The following is a 17,803-nucleotide window of genomic DNA, read 5'->3' as shown; positions in this document are numbered from 1 at the left end:
ACCCGCCTCGGCATCATGAAGCACGGGCGGCTGGTGGAAGAATTGAGGAGCGAGGATGTCAGCCACGCCGATCTCGAAGCGCTCTACCTCAAGCACATGAAGAGCTGACGTGTTCGCGATCATTGCCGCCAAGGATATGCGCGAGCTGGCCCGCGACGGGCGTCTGCTCTGGGCCGGAGGGCTGATTCTCGTCCTCCTGCTGGTGGCTCTCGCTGCCGGATGGAATCGGCAGGTTCAGCTGAACAACGAACGGTCGGCAGGCCAAGCGCTCGACTATGAGGCTTGGCTTCATCAAGGCTATCGGCATCCGCACGATGCGGCGGAACAGGGCATGCACGTCTTCAAGCCCGAACCGCCGCTCGGCGTCTTCGATCCGGGGATCGGGCCTTTTGTCGGCTCGACCGTGTGGCTGCAGGCGCATCGCCAGAGCGAGGTCAAGTTCCGGCCGGCCCAGGACGCAACCGGATTGCAGCGGTTCGGCGAGCTATCGCCGGCGTGGCTGCTTCAGGTCTTGGTTCCCCTGCTCATTATCGTCATCGGCTTCAACGCGTTGAGTGGCGAGCGCGAACGCGGAACGTTACGCCAGCTTCTCAGCCTGGGCGTCCCCGCGCGGAGCCTGCTTCTCGGCAAGGCGGCTGCACTTGCGAGCTGCGCTGGCCTTCTGATTGCTCCGCTCGGCGTTGTGTTTGCGGCGTTCATCGTTGCGCGTCTTCCCGCAGGAGAGCGCCTTGACGTGGTCTATCGGATCGCCTGGCTTGCAGCGGCGTACGGCTTCTATCTCGGCCTTTTCGTGTTTCTGACTCTGGCCGTGTCAGCCCTCGTGCGTTCATCGCGGGCGGCTCTGGTCATACTGCTCGGCTTCTGGGTCGTAGCAACGCTGATCGCTCCGCGCACAGCATCCGAGGCGGTCAATCTGCTCTATCCGACACCATCGCGTCTCGCCTTCGACGATCATCTGTCCCACGACATTGCGGGAGCCGCCGGCAAGGCCTGGGCCGCCCATTTCGGCGTGCGATCGCAGTGGGATGCGTCGCTCCCGCTCAGCAAATGGGGCGCGGCGCTGAAAGTCGACGACGAGGCTGGTTATGGTGCGCTTGATGACAATTTTGGCGCGCTCTGGGACACGTTCGAGCGCCAACAGCGCGCGCAAGAGTGGGTCGGTCTCGTTGCCCCCGTCGTTGCACTCCGCGGCTTCTCCATGGGCCTGACCGGAACGGACTTTTCGCAACATCGTGACTTCTCTACCGCGGCCGAAACGCAGCGGCGGAAGATTCAGGACATTGTCAGCGAGGACCTGGTCGAACACGCCGATCCCTTGGGCAACGCGCATTTCACCTACAAAGCTGGCCCCGAGCTGTGGGCAACCGTGCCGCCATTCAGGTATCAACTTCCCACCGTTTCGTTTGCCTTGGCGCAGCATTGGGCGAGCCTTGCGTTGCTCGGCGTCATGTTCTGCCTCTCCGTCGCGCTCGCGCGGTATGCCGTCTCTCGTCCGCTCATGCGCTAGGCATTCGAAATGACCTTAGTGAAGTCTCGCCCGCTCTCCGCCCTGTCGCTGATTGTCCGGCACGAAGCCCGCATCCTTGTTCGCGATCGAACGTTGCCGCTGGTGTGCTGCCTTCTCGCTCTGATGGTAGGCTACGGACTATTTGTGGGACTGGCGCAAGCAACGCTCCGAGAGCGCATGGTCGCTCAAGTCTTGAAGCATGAACAGGAAACCCAAACGGCAAACACCGGAACGCTTGAATCCGTTCTCGCCGGCAGGAGTGCGCTGGTTCCCTTCTCGAATCCGGCGAACCCGGCGGCTTTGGCCGGCACCCTTGCCGGGCGCTTTGCCACGATTCCCAATGCACCGCTCGCAGCCATGGCGATCGGTCAATCGGACATGATGCCCAACTACTACCGCATCAGCTATTTGAGCAAAGTCCAGTTCATGTACGACACGGAGATCGAAAACCCCTGGAATCTGCTCAGCGGGCACTTCGATCTCTCGTTCGTCATCGTATTCGTACTGCCTCTGCTGGTTACCACGCTCGGGTATAACCTGCTGTCGGCGGAACGCGAACATGGCACCTTGCGCATGCTGTGTTCGCAACCCCTTTCCGTCGCCACGTTGCTGACCGGGAAAATCATCGTGCGCATGCTCGCCCTGCTGGCGATCGCAATTCCCTTGCCGCTCATTGTCCTGCTTTTGATCCGTCCCGAAACCCGTGGCGCAGAGCAACTGCTGTTGATGCTGTCGTGGTCAGCGCTGATCACGGCGTATACCTTGTTCTGGTTCGCGGTCGCGGCCCTGGTCAACGCGACCGGCCTTTCCTCCTCGACCAATGCCCTGATCATGGTGGCACTCTGGACAACTTTTGTGCTCATCTTGCCGGTCACGATGAACCTTGTTGTTGGCCTGGTCAGCCCCGCCCCGTCCCGGACTGAACTGGCCAGCCGCACGCGCGTCGCAACGGCGGAATCGTTGCGCGAGTTTGAGAACCTCTATAGTGCGGACTATCGCTACGCTTCGGATCCGGAAGCACTGCTGGTCAAAGGCGAGCGCATCGAAGTCCCTTCGCGAATGCGTGCATTTTTTCTGGCCAAGCAGAGCGTCGACGAGAAAATCGAACCCCTTCTACAAGCCTTTGATCGCCAGCTGTTGCAACAACAGAGGCTCGTCGACCGGCTGAGCCTGCTGTCGCCCGCGATCCTCGTCAATGAAGCGCTGAACTTAATCTCCGGTACCGACACACGCCGCTTCGTCGCATTCAAGGATCAGACAGAGGCATTTCACGACGAATGGAGACAATATTTCTCTCCCCGAATCCTGGAAAGCCGCGCCATGACCGCGCAAGACCTGTCTTCTTTGCCTCAGTGGCATTGGAACGAAATTTCGGCGAGCGAAACCAGATGGAGCATCTGGCGGCGGACCGCATTGATGCTGGCGCTCGCGTTCATGGTTGGTGGCGTCGCGCTTGCGCGCTCATCGCGCGGTTCGGCGGGATTTTGATCGGAGCCGACAGTCAGGTGGATCGCAATGCGTCTTCCGATGAACCGCCGAGTACTCTTAATGACCTTGTGTTCCGCAGCCGTCCTGTGGGCGCATCCCGCGCTGGCCCAGGACAAGGGCACGCTGGATCCCAAACCGCTGCCGCCGCTGACCAATCCCAACGATCCGCATATCGGCGCCAAAGAACTTTTTGGGCGAAAGACACTCCCGGCGCCGTTGGCCGTTCGCTCCATCGGTTTCTATGCCAAGGGCTGCCTTGCCGGCGCGCAGGCGCTCCCGATCAACGGCAAGACATGGCAGGTGATGCGATTATCGCGCAACCGCAACTGGGCCCATCCGGACATGATCGCGCTGTTGGAGCGGCTGTCCGACAAGGTGCACCAGGTCGCGGGGTGGCCGGGACTGCTGGTCGGAGATCTCTCGCAGCCGCGCGGGGGTCCGATGCTCACCGGACACGCCAGTCACCAGGTCGGGCTGGATGCCGATATCTGGCTAACGCCGATGCCGGACCGGGAGCTGGTGCCGGAGGAGCGTGAGGAGATGTCCGCCGTCATGATGGTGCGCCCGGATCGTCTCGATGTCGATGCGAGAGTCTGGACTCCGAGCCATCTGCTCGTGATCCGCGCCGCCGCACAGGAGCCCGCCGTGGAGCGCATCTTTGTCAATGCAGCGATCAAGAAGGCGTTATGCCGCGAGGCCAAAGGCGACCGAAGCTGGCTTTCCAAGGTGCGCCCTATGTACGGGCACGACTATCATTTCCATATCCGGATCAAATGCCCGGCGGGGAGCAGCGAATGTCAGTCGCAACCGCCGCCATCGGACAATGAGGGCTGCAGCACAGGCGATCTCGCCTACTGGTTCAGCGAGCCGGTACTGCATCCAAAGCTACCGACAGCCCCGGTGAAGCCTCGACAGGGGCCAACGCTTGCTGAGCTGCCAGCTGCTTGCCGGCAGATACTGGTTGCTCCGTAGAGCAGGCAAGCGAAGCGCTCTAATTAGGCCTTGGATCCCTAACTCCAGCGGCGATGGTCGGCGAAGGCAACGTCCCCCCGTGCACCCCTACGGCGACCAAGTTGCTGCCAAATAATGTCTGGTCTCTCAGTGTACGGCTAACAGGATTCTCGAGGGCACGCCTAGGATGACGGCAGCGAGCTAGCTCGACGGTCATAAGGTCGTACACCTCCAAACCTCAATTTCAAGCTGGATATTTCCGATAAAGAAAGCTGACGTAGCGCGGATCGAGCATCGCTGGGCAACATGCCTGGATAGCGAAGAATGGCCCTCTCAGCTTCGTCTGCTGATTGTGCCGCCACGGCAAAGAAAACAGCGTCAGTCTTCCTATCGATCTCAATCGTCGCAACCACGATCCAGCCTGACGCCGCCAGCTGCCTCGGTGGCGTATTGCATGTCTTGTCAACTTTCTCCGGACCGATTTCGTTTCTTTGAGTTTGAGACACTAGATACCCAACCTCTCTTTGGCTATCTCTGCCTCCTTTCGAACCGACGCAATAAGAGGCGCACGGCGCTGGAGGATCTCTTGTGTTAGCGCGGGCCCGGCACCCTCCGGGCTACCGGCGGCGAAGGGCGGCTTTGGATCGTATTCGATCAAGAGCTGTATCCGCCTGGCTGTGTCGTCGTTGGAAAGTCGGGCTGCGAGCGTCAGGCCGAAGTCGATCCCGGAGGTAACGCCTCCTGCAGTGAAGCGATTGCGATCCTCGACGACCCGCTCTGCCCCGAGAGTAGCGCCCATCAGGGGCAGCAGGTCGCGAACATACCAATGTGACGTTGCCTGATATCCTCTCAGCAAGCCTGCGGCGGCGAGCACCAGAGATCCAGTGCACACGCTCGTCACGTAGCGAGCGCGAGCGCCTCTCGACGCGAGGAATCCGGTGACTTCCGCGTCCTTCATACAGGCAATGGATCCCCCGAGGCCGCCCGGAACGAACAGGACATCCAATTCCGGGGGACAGGTGTCGAACGTATCGTTCGCAGTGAGAGCGATGCCGACATCGGTCATGACCGGCTTCCTGTCTTTCCAAACCAGCCTGATGTCGGCCTGAAGGATAGAAAACACGGTTTGCGGTCCAACCAGATCCTGCAGGATCATACCCGGATAGATCAGCATGCCGATTTTCGGCTTTGGCGCTTCCGCCGGCCCGGCGGCAGATGCTGCCGAAATGACCCACGACAGAAGAGGCAGCGCACCAAGTGCGATGCTGAAATCACGACGATTCATGTTGCCTCCGGCTATTTGCTGCCATGCGCTTGTTTGTGTTGATCCGCATCACCATCCATCATAACCAGGCCCTCGAAGCGCGAGAACATCGCGGCTTTTCCCGGCGGGAGTTTGGCTTCGGCGTTCGCCATATCGCTTTCGAGCCTCTCCGCATCCGCGGCAGGGACGCCAGCCTTCAGCAATGCATCCTTCGACTTGATGCCGTCGCCCGCGCAGAGGATGATTGCCCAGGTGCCGTCGTGATTGCGCAACAATGCACGACCTCCCATTTCACCCTGAGTCCAATCGGCAATCGCATGATTGCCTGACACCATGACCGGTTCGACCGAAAGCGTCTCCTGTGGTTTGTCAAACATGCCATGAAGAAGCCGACTTATGGACGTCTCGTCGGAGTCGGCTGTTGCAGCGAAACAGTTGCTCGAATGGATCGCCAGCGCAAACAGCGCAGCCAATGACGTTCTGAACATCTCTAACCCCTCGGTTTGCCACTTCACTTTTGCGCAAGCTTAGCCAATACGTTCCTTCGAGCCACCTCGCGTCAGCCATCGCGATATCTGGGATAGACGTCTCGTCCAATCCTTTCGGCCTGCTTGTTAAAGTCCACGAACATGTCGCTCATTATCTTCGTGACTTCACGTGGCGCTCTCTCCGGTGTTCCGGCGTCGTATGGTGGCTCCGGCGCGTACTGGGCCATCAACTGGACGCACTCCGCATATTGCCGGTCGCGCAGCTGTCCCACGAGCGACAGGCCGAAGTCGATCCCGGCCGTAACGCCTCCCGCCGTAATTCTGTTGCGGTCATGGACGATCCTGGCCGCGGTCGCGTTCGCTCCAAAAAGCGGCAGCAGCGGTATCGTCGCCCAATGCGAGGTCGCCTTGTAGCCGGTCAGAAGTCCCGCAGCTCCCAGCAGCAACGAACCCGTGCAGACCGACGTGACGAACTTGGCGCGCGATCCGCGGTCCTTCAGGAAGCGAAGCGTGCCATCGTCCTGCATGGCCGCAAGCGTGCCGGCTGCGCCACCGGGGACGCAGATGATGTCGAGCTCGCGCGGACATTCGTCGAAGGTGGCGCTCGGCTGGAATTGCAGACCGGAATCGCTCTTCACGATGTCCCTGGTCTTTCCGACGATGTGGGTTGTCGCGCCGAGAAGGCCGGTCAGCATGGCGTGCGCACCGACCATGTCGAGCGCCGTGAACTCTGGATAGATGAGGAACGCAATTTGCTCCTTCCCCATCCAGTTCGCCGGCATCTGCGACATGTCGTGACCGGCCGGCATGTCCGGCGCGACCTCGGCGGCAGGCGCCGCCCGCAGACCCGCCGCAGCGAGGCCCGCTGCGGAAGCGAGAAGCAGATCCCGTTTCGATATCATTCGTGCACTCCCGAGATTTCGACATGCTCCGACATCCCTGTCGGTTCCGGCATTGGCGACAAGACGTCGAGGATATCAGTATCGATAGGCAAGCGTACCGTAGAAGGCGCGGCCGTCGCCGGGCGCGACCTGGCCGCCGAACCAGAGGAACGGCACGAAGTACTTCTCGCCCGTCAGATTCTTGACATTGAGGGATGCCCTCCAGTGCTCGGTCTCGTAGGCAATCTTGGCGTCGACGGTGAAGTACCCTGGCGTCTTGTAGAGATTGAGGTTGTCGACATACTGCGAGGACGCCACGTAGACACCTGCACCGGCGCTCCAGCCTCTGAGAGCGGGCCAGTCGAAAGCGTAGTTGACCCAGACCCGGCCTGAATCTTCAGGGACCATAGGGACTTTGTTCCCTTGTGGGGCTATGTTCGAGTCGGAGAACACGACATTCGTGTGGCCGTAGCTCGCCAGCACCTTCCAGTTCTTGGTGGGCCGCCAAATCAGGTCGGCCTCGTAGCCTTTCGATTCCTGCGCGGACAGAGCCCCGATACCGACGCCAATCGTCACCGGCACGTTCTGGCGCTGGATGTCGAACACCGCGACGGTGCCGGTTAATTGATCGTTGATATTGAACTTGAAGCCGCCCTCGACCTGCTTCGATGTTTCAGGCGCGATGTTCGTGTTCAAGGCCTGCGTGAATGCCGACGTTTGCATCCCCTCGCTATAGCTGCCGTAGACCGATAGTCCCGGAATGAGATCGAGAACCGCTCCGAACCTGGGCAGGGCCTTGGTTGTGTCGGTGCCGAATTGGGTCGGCGAAAACACGCCCGCGCTGAACGGGAAGTTTTCGAGATAGTCGATATTGATACTCGCAAACCGCACGCCGGCGAGGATGTGAATGCGATCGTAGATGGTGGATTGCAACTGAGTGTATGCGCCTTTGGTGACATAGGCGCTGTTGAAGTCGAAAAACGGGAAGAAGAAGGCTGCCGACGCAGGGGTGGGATCCGTGTACGGCGTCGGAAAGACAGGGTTATTCACCAGATCGACCGGTAGAATGCCGAGATCAGTGTTCATGTGACCGCGATCCGTAACGCGGCTGTAATCGGCGCCGGTGAGCCAGACGTTGTTGGTTGGCCCCAGCCTGAACCGCGCCTCAAAATTCGGGTTGATGGTCAATTCCTGCTGTTTCTGGGCGAGGTCGATATTCAACAGGCTCCACGTCGTTGGACCGACATCGGGCGCAGCGGTTTGTGTCGTCTGGCTCTTCTGATCAAAGCTCTGGTCCGCCCAACGTGCTTTGATGTTGAAGGACCAGATGGAATCGAGCTGGCGGTCGAACGTCGCCGTCACGCTCTTGACCTCGCTGTAGCTCTTCGGGATGTTCGAAGGACCGATATACAGATCGGGATTGAGGCGGAAACCTCCTGCGACGGTGCCGACCGCAGGCAAGCCCTGATAGGCCTGCTGCTCGAGCCTCGAGATTCGACCCTGGATCGTCAGCGTCGTGTCTTCCTTGTTCGTCAGTGTCAGCGTCGGATTCAGCGAATAGCGGTTCTGATGCACAACATCGACAAAGGCATCATTCTTCGTATATGCGCCGGTGAACCGGAACAGCACCGTCTTGTCGGCTGAAAGCGGTTGATTGACGTCAAAGTACGGCTGCACGTAGTTGTTCGTCCCAAACGTCAAGCCCGCTTCCAGGCTCGCCTTGTCGGTCGGCAACTTCGAGACGACATTGATAGCGCCGCCGAGGGGACTGCCTGCTCCGCCGCCATAGAGGATCGCATTAGGCCCCTTCAGGACTTCGATACGTTCCACGTTCACCAGCGAATCGCGGTCACCGGCGTTGTACATGACGTTCATGCCGTCGAGATATTGCTGGGCAGAGAACCCGCGAATGTTGGTCAGGCCCGTCGGCCCTGTGGTGCCGATGCTGAGAGTATTTGTCCCTTGCACGTTCGAGACATTCTGGATGGCCTCGGTAACCGAGACATTGTTCTGGTCGGTGATGACACTCCTGGGGATCACCTGGATCGACTGCGGGACCTGCTCGATCGGCGTCGCCGTCTTGGTGGCGGAGAACGCCGACAGCGCCCGATAGCCGTCGACCGGGCCCGCGGTCGTCAGGGTGGTTCCCGACGGAAGTTTGAGATCCGGCAAATTTAGTGCGGGATTATAGGTCCCGAGGCTGTTTACGAGGCGCGTGACGGTCGGCGGCTCGGCCGGCACTGCGTGCGCGCGTTTGACGCGGTTGGCGCCTGACTTCTTGCCGGCGACGGGCGCTACGACAGGGCGTGTCCGTGTCGGTGCGTCCACCGTCACACCGGGCAGTTGCGTGGATTGGGCACAAGCGAAGTCGGAAGCCGCGAGAAACAGCAGCTGGATCGCGACGACACTCGCGCTCCCCAGGGCGCGAGAACGAAACATCGGAAACTCTCAAACTCGGGCGCAATCGCCCGCCAATAGTCGACAACGTGATCGAGGGCAGCCAAGTAGCCGCACCGATCTGGCGATTTTGGAAAAGTCAGGAGTTCGAAGGGGGAGCGCGGGCCTGGGCGTGTCCGCCACTGCGGGGATCCCGCAGTTCTTGCGCCGCGATAGACCAGACCACGGGCGTCGAGGATCGATAGGGTACAGCAACTGCGATCTTGGGCGAGCCCAAAGGTGGACCGGCATGAACCAGACAACACAGTGCGCAAGCGCCTGCGTGAGCATGGTGGCCGGTTGGGTCGGACTGGTTGTCGGACTCTCCGCTTCCAGTGTGGCAGATTGCAACACCGTCGAAGGCGGCCAAGGGATCAGACAAACTGGAGGCTGTCGCCCATGACGCGTCGATCGGCGCGATGATTTGCATCATGAGCGCCAGCAAGAACGCCGGAAGATAGATTTGCAGCCGTCGGCGCACTGGTAGCCGTCCCATTACAACGCCTGAGCTAAACACGGGACTTGTTGAGAGTCGACGGCAGCTCAACTTACTCAGGAAGAGGCGGAGCAGCGCAGGCGAAGAATGTTCGTCGCCTGTATCCCAAATATCACGTTGCATCTATCAGACTATGGCTGCGTGCCAATGAGCCCACGCCCTAACGCACGGGTTCGCTCGTGCAGTCCGCACACTCTCCCTCCAACTCGATAATCGGGTGCAGAGGCTTGAAGCCCGTGGTCTTGGCCACACCCCGCAAGCCCCGTGCAACCAGGTCGGAAGCAGCTTCCTGAACCGCGCCGCATTGGCTGCAGACCATGAATACAACTGTCTCGCCATTCCCATGGAGATGATCGCAAGCGAAATATGACGACTGAGAGGCCAGCCGATGGACACACCCAGCCTCCTGCAGGAACTCGAGAGCACGATAGACCTGAACCGCCTGCACTCTGCGCGCATCGCTCAGCTTCTCGGCGATCTCGTAGGCGGCCATGGGTTTTCCGGATGCCGCAAGCAAGGCCAACACCCGCTGACGCATCGCCGTGAACGGAAGTCCCTTCGATGTCGCGTAGGCGCGGGCGCGGCTCTGTACCGCATCGGCGTCGATGGCATGACGATGTGCATCTGCGTGCACGCCCCTGGAACTCTGATCCGGATCATGAGCCATCTAAATCTCGCCTTGACGACATGGAGTGTAACACTATAACAGGCGCCATGTCATAATATTACACCTCGGAGCGATCATGACCAAGCCCGAAGTCGCGAAAGTCCCCAATCGCGAGCCAATCGCTTGCGAGTCTTTGCCCATGGGCGTGGTCGTTCTCGGAATAGACTTCAGGTCCAGGCGTCGTGAGCGGATTTACGACGCGGACAAGATCTGGTCCGGGGATCACACGGTCTTGGACTACACCGAAATCTAGGCGCCTCTCGGAATCAATCCCAAAGCCGCGCAAAGCCCGCTCGACTCTCGCAATATCCCGGAGTGTTCATGACCAGCCCCCAAATCGGGGGAGGCCGTCGTCTCCCCGTTACCGTGCTGTCCGGCTTTCTCGGCGCCGGGAAGACCTCGCTGCTCAACAACATCCTCAACAACCGGGATGGCATGAAGGTCGCGGTCATCGTCAACGACATGAGCGAGGTGAACATCGACGCCGAGCTGGTGAAGCAAGATGGCGGTCTTTCCCGCACCGACGAGAAGCTCGTTGAAATGTCGAACGGCTGCATCTGCTGCACGCTGCGCGACGATCTCCTCAAAGAGGTGCGGCGCCTCGCCGAAGATGGACGCTTTGACTACCTCGTCATCGAGTCGACCGGGATCGGCGAACCGCTGTCCGTTGCGACCACCTTCGACTTCCGGGACGAGGATGGGCGCTCGCTTGCGGATGTCGCGCGGCTCGACACCATGGTCACGGTTGTCGATGCTGTGAACCTGCTGAAAGATTATTCCAGCCATGACTTCCTGCGCGATCGCGGCGAGGTCGCCGGCGAAGGTGACGACCGTGCCCTCGTCGACCTTCACGTCGAGCAGATCGAATTCGCCGACGTCATCGTGCTGAACAAGGCGGGATCCGCCTCGCTCGAACAACGTGAGCTGGCGCGCAAGATCATCGCCTCGCTCAACGCCGAGGCCCGGATCATCGACGCCGATTATGGGCGCGTCCCGCTCGGCACCGTCCTCAACACCGGCCTGTTCGATTTCGCGCGTGCGCAAACCCACCCGCTCTGGTTCAAGGAGCTGAACGGCTTCAAGGACCATGTGCCGGAGACCGAGGAATACGGCATTCGTTCTTTTGTCTATCGCGCCCGTCGTCCGTTCGCGCCAATGGCCTTCAACGCTTTCGTCAGCAAGTCGTGGCCGGGCGTCGTTCGCGCCAAGGGATTCTTCTGGCTGGCGACCCGACCCAACTTTGTCGGCGAACTCGCCCAGGCCGGCGCGATGGTCCGGACCTCCAAGCGGGGACTGTGGTGGTCCGCGGTGCCGCGCGAGCGCTGGCCGGACAATCCAGAGTGGCACGACAGCATGAAACCCTATCTGGATCCCACATGGGGCGACCGGCGCCAGGAGATCGTGTTCATTGGCCTTGCCGATCAGATGAACGAGAAGGCGATCCGCGCCGAGCTCGACGCCGCATTGACCGGCATGGTCGATGCCTTCACGCCAGACGCCTGGCGTCACCTCTCCGACCCGTTTCCGCGTTGGGACAAGCAGGCGGCGTAAACGCGCCGCGCCGGATGCCGACGTCATGTGCTAAGAGATGCCGACGGTCAGACATTGCGGGCCGTCACGCCCGATGTCCTTAGCTGAACGGAGGCGATCGTTGCATTGCATGCGTTTGAATCGACGCGCAGCCGTCGCGGCAATTTGTTGGTGCGTGCTCCCATATTCGGCGGCAGCCCACATCACCTCGACGGGCTCCGGCGGCTTCGGAAGCGGGTTTGCACATCCGCTCACCGGGCCAGACCATTTTCTTGCGATGTTCGCCGTCGGGCTGTGGGGCGCTCAGATGGGCGGTCGGCCGGTTTGGACCTTGCCGGTGACTTTCCCGCTGATCATGGTTGCCGGCGGTGCTGCCGGAATGTTCGGCCTGCCGCTTCCTAGCGTGGAGATTGGCATCGCGCTCTCGATTCTCGCGCTCGGCTTGGCAATCACCTCTGCCTGGCATCCTACCGAATGGATTGCGCTTTGCTTGATCGCGGTGTTCGCTGTCTGCCATGGATACGCGCACGGAGCCGAGTTGCCCTTTGCGGCCGATCCGGCCGACTACATCATCGGCTTCGTCCTCGCGACGGGCCTGATCCACGTTTTTGGTATCGGTGTTGGATTAACACTCAACAAGCCGCTTGGAGGTCGCTTGGCTCGCGGCCTCGGAGTGCTGATCGGCCTCGGCGGAGTCTACTTCCTTGTCACAGCACTCTCCGCCGCCTGAATCCGCCTTCGGCGCCCTCGCGATAAAATGGAGCGGCCCCGCTCTGACGGCGCTCGGATTGCTCACGGTAGCAGCCATCGCGCTGACCCCCGCTGCGGAACGCAGCACGCTGATGTGGTGGATATTATCGAGTGCGCTCGCACCTGAGCGTATGCTGCCGCTGGTCGGCCTCGGCGTTGCCCTCGCCCTAGTGGACCGTCGTTACAGCCTCGGAGCACTTGCGCTGTTTGGCGGCGGCTTGGCCGTCGGCTTTTTCCGTAAAGACTGGTTGCTGTCGGTATTGGAGGCAATTCCGCGCGCAACAAGCCACCACTTCCTGACCGGGCCAATCTCCACTGTAATCGTCGGCGTGGCACTTGTGCTACCCGCTGCGCGACTGCGTTCATGGCTTTTGCTCATCGCCGCTGCCGTCGCCGGGAGCATGCTGGCGATCGCGATCGAGGTGAGTGACCCGAGCCTCCACGACGTTACGATTCCTCTGGCGGGAGTGATCGTCGGGTTTTGGATCGTCGTGGCCATCTCGCTGACCGTACGGGCGTTCTGGCGCATCTGGTTTCCGATTCCAGCGCGTATTCTCGGCAGCTGGCTGATTGCCATCGGCCTGCTTTATGGAGGCGCAGCGCTGATACCGAAACAGAAGTCGGCATTTCCACCGTCCAATCAATCGACGCCGAACATCATTCCGTTCCCAGGGCCGGATCGCCTCCCTCCCGAGTTCCAACCGCAGGACAGGCCCGGCGCGCGCGCTCCCCCAGATGGCCTTCAACAGCCCTAAAGAATCGCCGGATCGGAGACGACGGCAAATGTGGCGGCGTTTTCTGGAAGACCCGGTTATGCTCCGCAAGCTGAAACGGCGAGCGCAACCCTGGTGCACTCGCCGTTTCGACACCAATAGAAATCAGATCCTAGTTTCGAACGATCTCGACCGGACCATGATCATCACAGTGAGCGCCGTGAGGATGATGCAGATGGCCGTCGACGAGATAATCGACATGATCGCCGTGTGGGACCGCTTCGTGGCCGCAGCCAGGACCATGGACGTGGGCAGCATCGTGTCCGGCGCAGTGATGGTCGGGCGTGCAACGATCCGGATTCTTGTCGCTCACCTCAATCCGATGTTCATCCACGTGACCGGCGTGCGGGTGGTGAAGATGACCATCGTGGAGGTAGTCTACGTGGTCGCCATGCCGAACCGCGACGTGGCCGCATTGTGGTCCGTGCGCGTGATCGTGGTTGGAATGATGAGGAAGATTGCAGGTGGTCATCTCGAAGTCCTTTCCGTGGAGTCAGTGGTGTTCGCCAGCATGCGCGACGGCATTCTTGACGAGTTGGAATACGTGGTCATCGGCGATCGAATAGATCGCGTTCTTGCCTTCGCGCCGACGCTTGACCAGCCGGGCTTGCAGCAACACCTTCAGGCGCGCCGAAACGGTGCCGACCCGGTCGTGTTCAGCCTCGGCGAGTTCGCCGACATTCCGCTCGCCTGCAGCCAGAATGATGAGGGTGTGTAGTCGCCCGGGATCGGACAGAGCCTTGAACATGGCTGCGGTCTGCTCAAGGTGAGATCGATCAATCCGCTTGTCCATTGATCCCATCATTCTATCGTACGTTAGAATGTTGGACAACGCGCGGCTTGTCAAGTCTTGGGGTGATGTGATGTAATAACATTACATTGTCCGGTAATCTCCTCCCCACAGGCCTTCATGAGCAAACCCGATACCCTCGCTGCCTCGACCATGGCCCGCTCGGCACTCCTGCGGTTGGCCGCGGTGAGCGGCAGCTTGGCCACCCTGTGGCTAACCATTCTCTGGGCGGTGGCGCGGCCATGAGCCCCAGCAGCATTCACTTGCAAGACGTCACGATCGCGTTCGATCGACATCCCGCGGTTCATCATCTCAACGGCTCGTTTGCTCCCGGAAGTCTCACCGCAATTGTCGGGCCGAACGGAGCGGGCAAATCGACACTTCTCAGAGCTCTGATGAACGAACTCCCGCTTGCGTCAGGCAGGATCGATCGCGGTCACGTGGTGCCGACCGACATCGGATATCTGCCGCAGGCGGCGGACATCGACCGTCGCTTCCCGATAACGGTCGGCGACGTGGTCCTGCTCGGTGCATGGCGTCAAGCCGGAGCTTTCCGTGCAGTCTCCGAGGGGAGCGTGTCGGAGGCGTGGCGCGCGCTTTCAGCCGTGGGGCTCGCCGGGTTTGAACGGCGACTCATAGGCTCGCTGTCGGCGGGGCAATTCCAGCGCGTCCTGTTCGCGCGATTGCTGTTGCAGAATGCCAAGCTCATCCTGCTCGACGAACCCTTCACCGCCATCGACGCCCGCACCACGCACGACCTACTCCAGGTCGTGAGGCGATGGCACCAGGATGGACGCACGGTGATTGCAGTGCTGCACGATGTCGAACAAGTGCGCGCGCATTTTCCTCAAGCACTTCTGCTCGCGCGCGAGCCCGTCGCATGGGGCCCGACGGTGACGACGATGACGGCCGACAATCTGCTGCGAGCGCGGCTGATGGCCGAGCGATGGGACGAGAATGCTGCCATCTGTGACGTGCCGGACCAAAGCGCAGCATGACGGTCTATCAGCTCTTCATTCTCCCGTTCGTCGAGTACGGCTTCCTGCGCCGGGCGCTCATCGCCTGCTTTGCGCTCGGTATGGGCTCCGGACCCGTCGGCGTGCTGTTGATGCTCCGCCGCATGAGCCTGGTCGGGGACGCCATGAGCCACGCGGTGCTGCCGGGAGCTGCGATCGGATTCCTCATTGCCGGCGGTCTTTCGTTGCCCGCGATGGGGCTGGGCGGACTGGTCGCCGGCCTGAGCGTCGCGCTGCTTTCCGGACTTGTCAGCCGATCCACGCCGCTTCGCGAGGACGCCAGTTTTGCCAGCTTCTATCTGACATCACTGGCGCTCGGCGTTCTCATTGTTTCGCTGCGCGGCTCCAACATCGATCTTCTGCACGTATTGTTCGGGACGATCCTGGCGATCGACGCGACGGCACTGTACTTCATCGGCGCCATCACCTCGATAACCGTCGTCACGCTCGCCATCATCTATCGACCACTCGTCGTGGAATGCTTCGATTCCGGCTTTCTGCGCGCAGTCGCCGGTCGGGGATCCCTTTACCATTTCCTGTTTCTCTTTCTCGTCGTCCTCAATCTCGTTGCCGGCTTTCAGGCCCTTGGTACGCTGATGGCGGTGGGCCTGATGATGCTGCCCGCGGCGGTGGCGCAGCTATGGGCTAGATCCCTGCCCGGCATGATGCTGACTGCGGCAACTACAGCGGCCGTATCAGGCTACATTGGACTGATCGTGTCCTATCACCTCGGCTTTGCCTCGGGTCCGACGATCATCCTGACCGCAAGCGTGATCTATGGCTGCTCGCTGCTGATCGGACCATCCGCGGCAATGCGCCGGCTTCTTCCCCGACCGCATCTTACTGGCTGAGAAAGAAAAACATGAAAGACGCGTCCTTCCGCATTGCACTTTCGGCTCTGATGATCTGGGGAGCGACGGCCACATCGGCTTCGGCCAAAACGCTGAACATCGTCGCCAGCTTTAGCGTGCTGGCGGACGTGGTGCAGCAGATCGGCGGCAGCCATGTGCAGGTCAAAGGCCTGGTCGGTCCCGATGGCGATCCGCATCAATTCGAGCCGTCGCCCGACGATGCAAGGACCCTGAAAGAAGCCGATCTCGCCTTCATCAGCGGCGAGGGCCTGGAACGCTGGTTTGAGAAGCTCGTCACGGCATCCGGCTATCAAGGCACACCGGTCATTGTCTCGACCGGGATCAAGCTGCGCGAGCGACAGCGCAAGGGCCAAATCTCCGACGACCCGCATGTCTGGAACAGCCCACTTAACGTCCTGGTGTGGGCAGCCAATATCGAGAAGGCGCTCATCGCCGCCGATCCTGAAGCTGCCGACGACTTCAAGGCCAATGCTGCTCGCTACTCACGAGAATTGCGCGACCTCGATGGCTACGCACACGCACGCATCGACCAAATTCCGCCGCAACAGCGCAAAATCCTGACCAGCCACGATGCCTTCGGATATCTCGGTCGCGATTACGGCATCACCTTCCTGTCTCCGCTCGGCCTTTCCACCGAGACCGAAGCATCCGCAAGCCACGTCGCACGACTGATCGATCAAGTGAAGGCCGAACACGTGAAGTTCTATTTTATCGAGACCTCCAATGATCCGCGGTTGGTGCAACAGATTGCGAATGCGACCGGTGCGCAGCCAGGTGGCAAACTTTACGCGGAGGCGCTCTCGCGCGCCGATGGACCGGCCCCGACCTACGCCCGGATGTTTCGGTACAATATAGATCTCCTCGCGAAGGCGATGGTGCCGCCAAGCAATTGATCTTGTCCGTCGCACAAAAGATAGGGGAACGCACCACGATGACCAACGCCGTCAACGAGATGACCGAGCGGATGCTCGATGATGCGCCTATCAGTGCGGGCATGCGCGTGCTCGACATCGGCTGTGGGCCCGGCACCGTCTCGCTGATGCTCTCCAGACGCGTTGGAGATCACGGCCACGTCTTCGCGGTAGACCGCGATCCACAAATGCTGGAAGCCGCCCGTGCGCAGGCGCGCGATGCTGGTTTCCTCAATATCACGTTTGTCGAAGGGGGATTCGATGTCGTTCTTCCTGAACACGGCACGTTCGATGGCGCAGTCGGACGCCGGGTCTTGATGTATCAGCCAGACGCAGCGCACGCCGTAACGCAACTCGCCCGCGCGGTACGACCGGGCGGCCTGGTCGCCTTCCACGAGCACGACACGATTGCCGTGAACGACGCCCCCGTGCGCCTGCCGCTTCATGACCAGGTCCGTAGCTGGCTCAGGGAGATGTTGCGAAAGGAAGAGGTCAATCCGCACATGGGTTTCAGTATGCATGGCGCCCTTTCGGCTGCGGGCCTCAAAGTCGAATGCGTACGGGCTGAAGCGAACGTTCTCACGCCGACGGCAGAATATCCGGTGGCTTCGATCATACGCGCGGTGCTCCCGCGTCTGCTCAAGCACGGCATCGTGACGGAGACGGACGCCGACGTCGATACGCTCGACGAGCGCCTTCTGGCTGAGCGCAAGCAAAACAATGCCACCTGTCTGTGGGAATTGGTGTTCTGCGCTTGGGCGCGGAAGCCGGCAAGATGAGAGACCTGTNCCAGTTCGTTAGAGCTGGGCTGGGATTTCGCATCATCCCAACGACAATGGCTCCGTCTCTGTCTCAATTGAAGGCAGCGGCTCGCCATGGAGCTTGGCCTCGAAACTCCGAAGCCGTTGATAGATCGAGATCAGCTCGACGATCGTGCTCCAGGCGTTGACGAGATACTGAAACGAGGTTCGGACCTGCGTGAA

At 60.8% G+C, this 17,803-nt stretch carries 19 protein-coding genes; 10 read left to right on the top strand and 9 right to left on the bottom strand.

Annotated features, from left to right (window positions below; all coding sequences use genetic code 11):
• Positions 1–109: 109 nt before the first annotated feature.
• The 3 genes from YUA_RS0140285 to mepA are packed head-to-tail and all read left to right on the top strand — an operon-like array spanning position 110 to position 3,967.
• On the top strand, positions 110–1,507 hold the full coding sequence (locus tag YUA_RS0140285) for an ABC transporter permease subunit (protein ID WP_027535702.1): 1,398 nt from the start codon (positions 110–112) through the stop codon (positions 1,505–1,507).
• Positions 1,508–1,516: 9 nt separating this feature from the next.
• Entirely contained in the window at positions 1,517–2,995 is a 1,479-nt protein-coding gene (locus YUA_RS46595) for a DUF3526 domain-containing protein (RefSeq protein ID WP_084293191.1), read from the top strand.
• A gap of 39 nt (positions 2,996–3,034) precedes the next feature.
• The gene (mepA, locus tag YUA_RS0140275; RefSeq protein WP_027535701.1) at positions 3,035–3,967 is read left to right on the top strand and encodes a penicillin-insensitive murein endopeptidase; all 933 of its coding nucleotides are present in this window, start codon (positions 3,035–3,037) and stop codon (positions 3,965–3,967) included.
• Between the two features lie 484 nt (positions 3,968–4,451).
• Here the strand turns inward: mepA and YUA_RS0140270 are convergent, their stop codons facing one another.
• From YUA_RS0140270 to YUA_RS46590, 6 genes are all read right to left on the bottom strand, one after another.
• A complete protein-coding gene (locus YUA_RS0140270) occupies positions 4,452–5,231 on the bottom strand; it encodes a DJ-1/PfpI family protein (protein ID WP_027535700.1) in 780 nt (259 codons plus the stop codon).
• A gap of 11 nt (positions 5,232–5,242) precedes the next feature.
• Positions 5,243–5,698: a copper uptake system-associated protein gene (locus tag YUA_RS0140265; RefSeq protein ID WP_027535699.1), complete on the bottom strand. Its 456-nt coding sequence runs from the start codon at positions 5,696–5,698 to the stop codon at positions 5,243–5,245.
• Between the two features lie 71 nt (positions 5,699–5,769).
• Positions 5,770–6,600, bottom strand: coding sequence for a DJ-1/PfpI family protein (locus tag YUA_RS0140260; RefSeq protein ID WP_027535698.1), 831 nt, complete (start codon positions 6,598–6,600; stop codon positions 5,770–5,772).
• 75 nt (positions 6,601–6,675) lie between these two features.
• Positions 6,676–8,820 carry a TonB-dependent siderophore receptor gene (locus tag YUA_RS0140255; RefSeq protein ID WP_245285386.1) on the bottom strand — a complete coding sequence of 715 codons (2,145 nt, stop codon included), beginning with the start codon at positions 8,818–8,820 and terminating at the stop codon, positions 6,676–6,678.
• Positions 8,821–9,115: 295 nt separating this feature from the next.
• Positions 9,116–9,511, bottom strand: coding sequence for a DUF2946 domain-containing protein (locus YUA_RS49520; protein WP_256375417.1), 396 nt, complete (start codon positions 9,509–9,511; stop codon positions 9,116–9,118).
• A gap of 160 nt (positions 9,512–9,671) precedes the next feature.
• Positions 9,672–10,178, bottom strand: coding sequence for a Fur family transcriptional regulator (locus YUA_RS46590; protein WP_084293190.1), 507 nt, complete (start codon positions 10,176–10,178; stop codon positions 9,672–9,674).
• Between the two features lie 321 nt (positions 10,179–10,499).
• Between YUA_RS46590 and YUA_RS0140240 the strand changes: the two genes are divergently transcribed.
• Genes YUA_RS0140240 through YUA_RS0140230 form a run of 3 tightly spaced genes read left to right on the top strand, consistent with a single transcriptional unit; the run spans position 10,500 to position 13,213 of the window.
• Positions 10,500–11,729 (top strand): GTP-binding protein, encoded by a 1,230-nt coding sequence (locus YUA_RS0140240; protein ID WP_035973010.1) that lies wholly within the window; start codon positions 10,500–10,502, stop codon positions 11,727–11,729.
• Between the two features lie 37 nt (positions 11,730–11,766).
• Positions 11,767–12,438 carry a HupE/UreJ family protein gene (locus YUA_RS0140235; RefSeq protein ID WP_371259948.1) on the top strand — a complete coding sequence of 224 codons (672 nt, stop codon included), beginning with the start codon at positions 11,767–11,769 and terminating at the stop codon, positions 12,436–12,438.
• Positions 12,439–12,496: 58 nt separating this feature from the next.
• Positions 12,497–13,213 carry a hypothetical protein gene (locus YUA_RS0140230; RefSeq protein WP_156947613.1) on the top strand — a complete coding sequence of 239 codons (717 nt, stop codon included), beginning with the start codon at positions 12,497–12,499 and terminating at the stop codon, positions 13,211–13,213.
• A gap of 130 nt (positions 13,214–13,343) precedes the next feature.
• Here YUA_RS0140230 and YUA_RS52225 read toward each other — a convergent pair whose 3' ends face one another.
• Both YUA_RS52225 and YUA_RS52220 read right to left on the bottom strand, forming a co-directional pair.
• Positions 13,344–13,703, bottom strand: coding sequence for a hypothetical protein (locus YUA_RS52225; protein ID WP_245285385.1), 360 nt, complete (start codon positions 13,701–13,703; stop codon positions 13,344–13,346).
• A gap of 21 nt (positions 13,704–13,724) precedes the next feature.
• Positions 13,725–13,979, bottom strand: a complete 255-nt coding sequence (locus YUA_RS52220; protein ID WP_245285388.1) for a metalloregulator ArsR/SmtB family transcription factor — start codon at positions 13,977–13,979, stop codon at positions 13,725–13,727.
• Positions 13,980–14,263: 284 nt separating this feature from the next.
• Here YUA_RS52220 and YUA_RS0140215 point away from each other — a divergent pair, with 284 nt between their 5' ends.
• The 4 genes from YUA_RS0140215 to YUA_RS0140200 are packed head-to-tail and all read left to right on the top strand — an operon-like array spanning position 14,264 to position 17,599.
• Positions 14,264–15,019: a metal ABC transporter ATP-binding protein gene (locus tag YUA_RS0140215; protein ID WP_027535692.1), complete on the top strand. Its 756-nt coding sequence runs from the start codon at positions 14,264–14,266 to the stop codon at positions 15,017–15,019.
• Positions 15,016–15,888 (top strand): metal ABC transporter permease, encoded by an 873-nt coding sequence (locus YUA_RS0140210; RefSeq protein ID WP_027535691.1) that lies wholly within the window; start codon positions 15,016–15,018, stop codon positions 15,886–15,888. Before YUA_RS0140215 ends, YUA_RS0140210 begins: the two co-directional genes overlap by 4 nt.
• 11 nt (positions 15,889–15,899) lie before the next feature.
• The gene (locus YUA_RS0140205) at positions 15,900–16,802 is read left to right on the top strand and encodes a metal ABC transporter solute-binding protein, Zn/Mn family (RefSeq protein ID WP_027535690.1); all 903 of its coding nucleotides are present in this window, start codon (positions 15,900–15,902) and stop codon (positions 16,800–16,802) included.
• Positions 16,799–17,599, top strand: a complete 801-nt coding sequence (locus YUA_RS0140200; RefSeq protein ID WP_371259947.1) for a methyltransferase domain-containing protein — start codon at positions 16,799–16,801, stop codon at positions 17,597–17,599. The genes YUA_RS0140205 and YUA_RS0140200 overlap by 4 nt, the downstream gene beginning before the upstream one ends.
• A gap of 42 nt (positions 17,600–17,641) precedes the next feature.
• On the opposite strand, the gene YUA_RS49510 is transcribed toward YUA_RS0140200, so the two are convergent.
• Positions 17,642–17,803: SbmA/BacA-like family transporter (locus YUA_RS49510; RefSeq protein ID WP_305728027.1), on the bottom strand; the 162-nt coding region annotated here is incomplete at its 5' end.

Source organism: Bradyrhizobium sp. WSM3983 (assembly GCF_000473045.1).
Taxonomy (GTDB): domain Bacteria; phylum Pseudomonadota; class Alphaproteobacteria; order Rhizobiales; family Xanthobacteraceae; genus Bradyrhizobium.
This window is presented reverse-complemented; position numbering and strand designations above follow the sequence as displayed.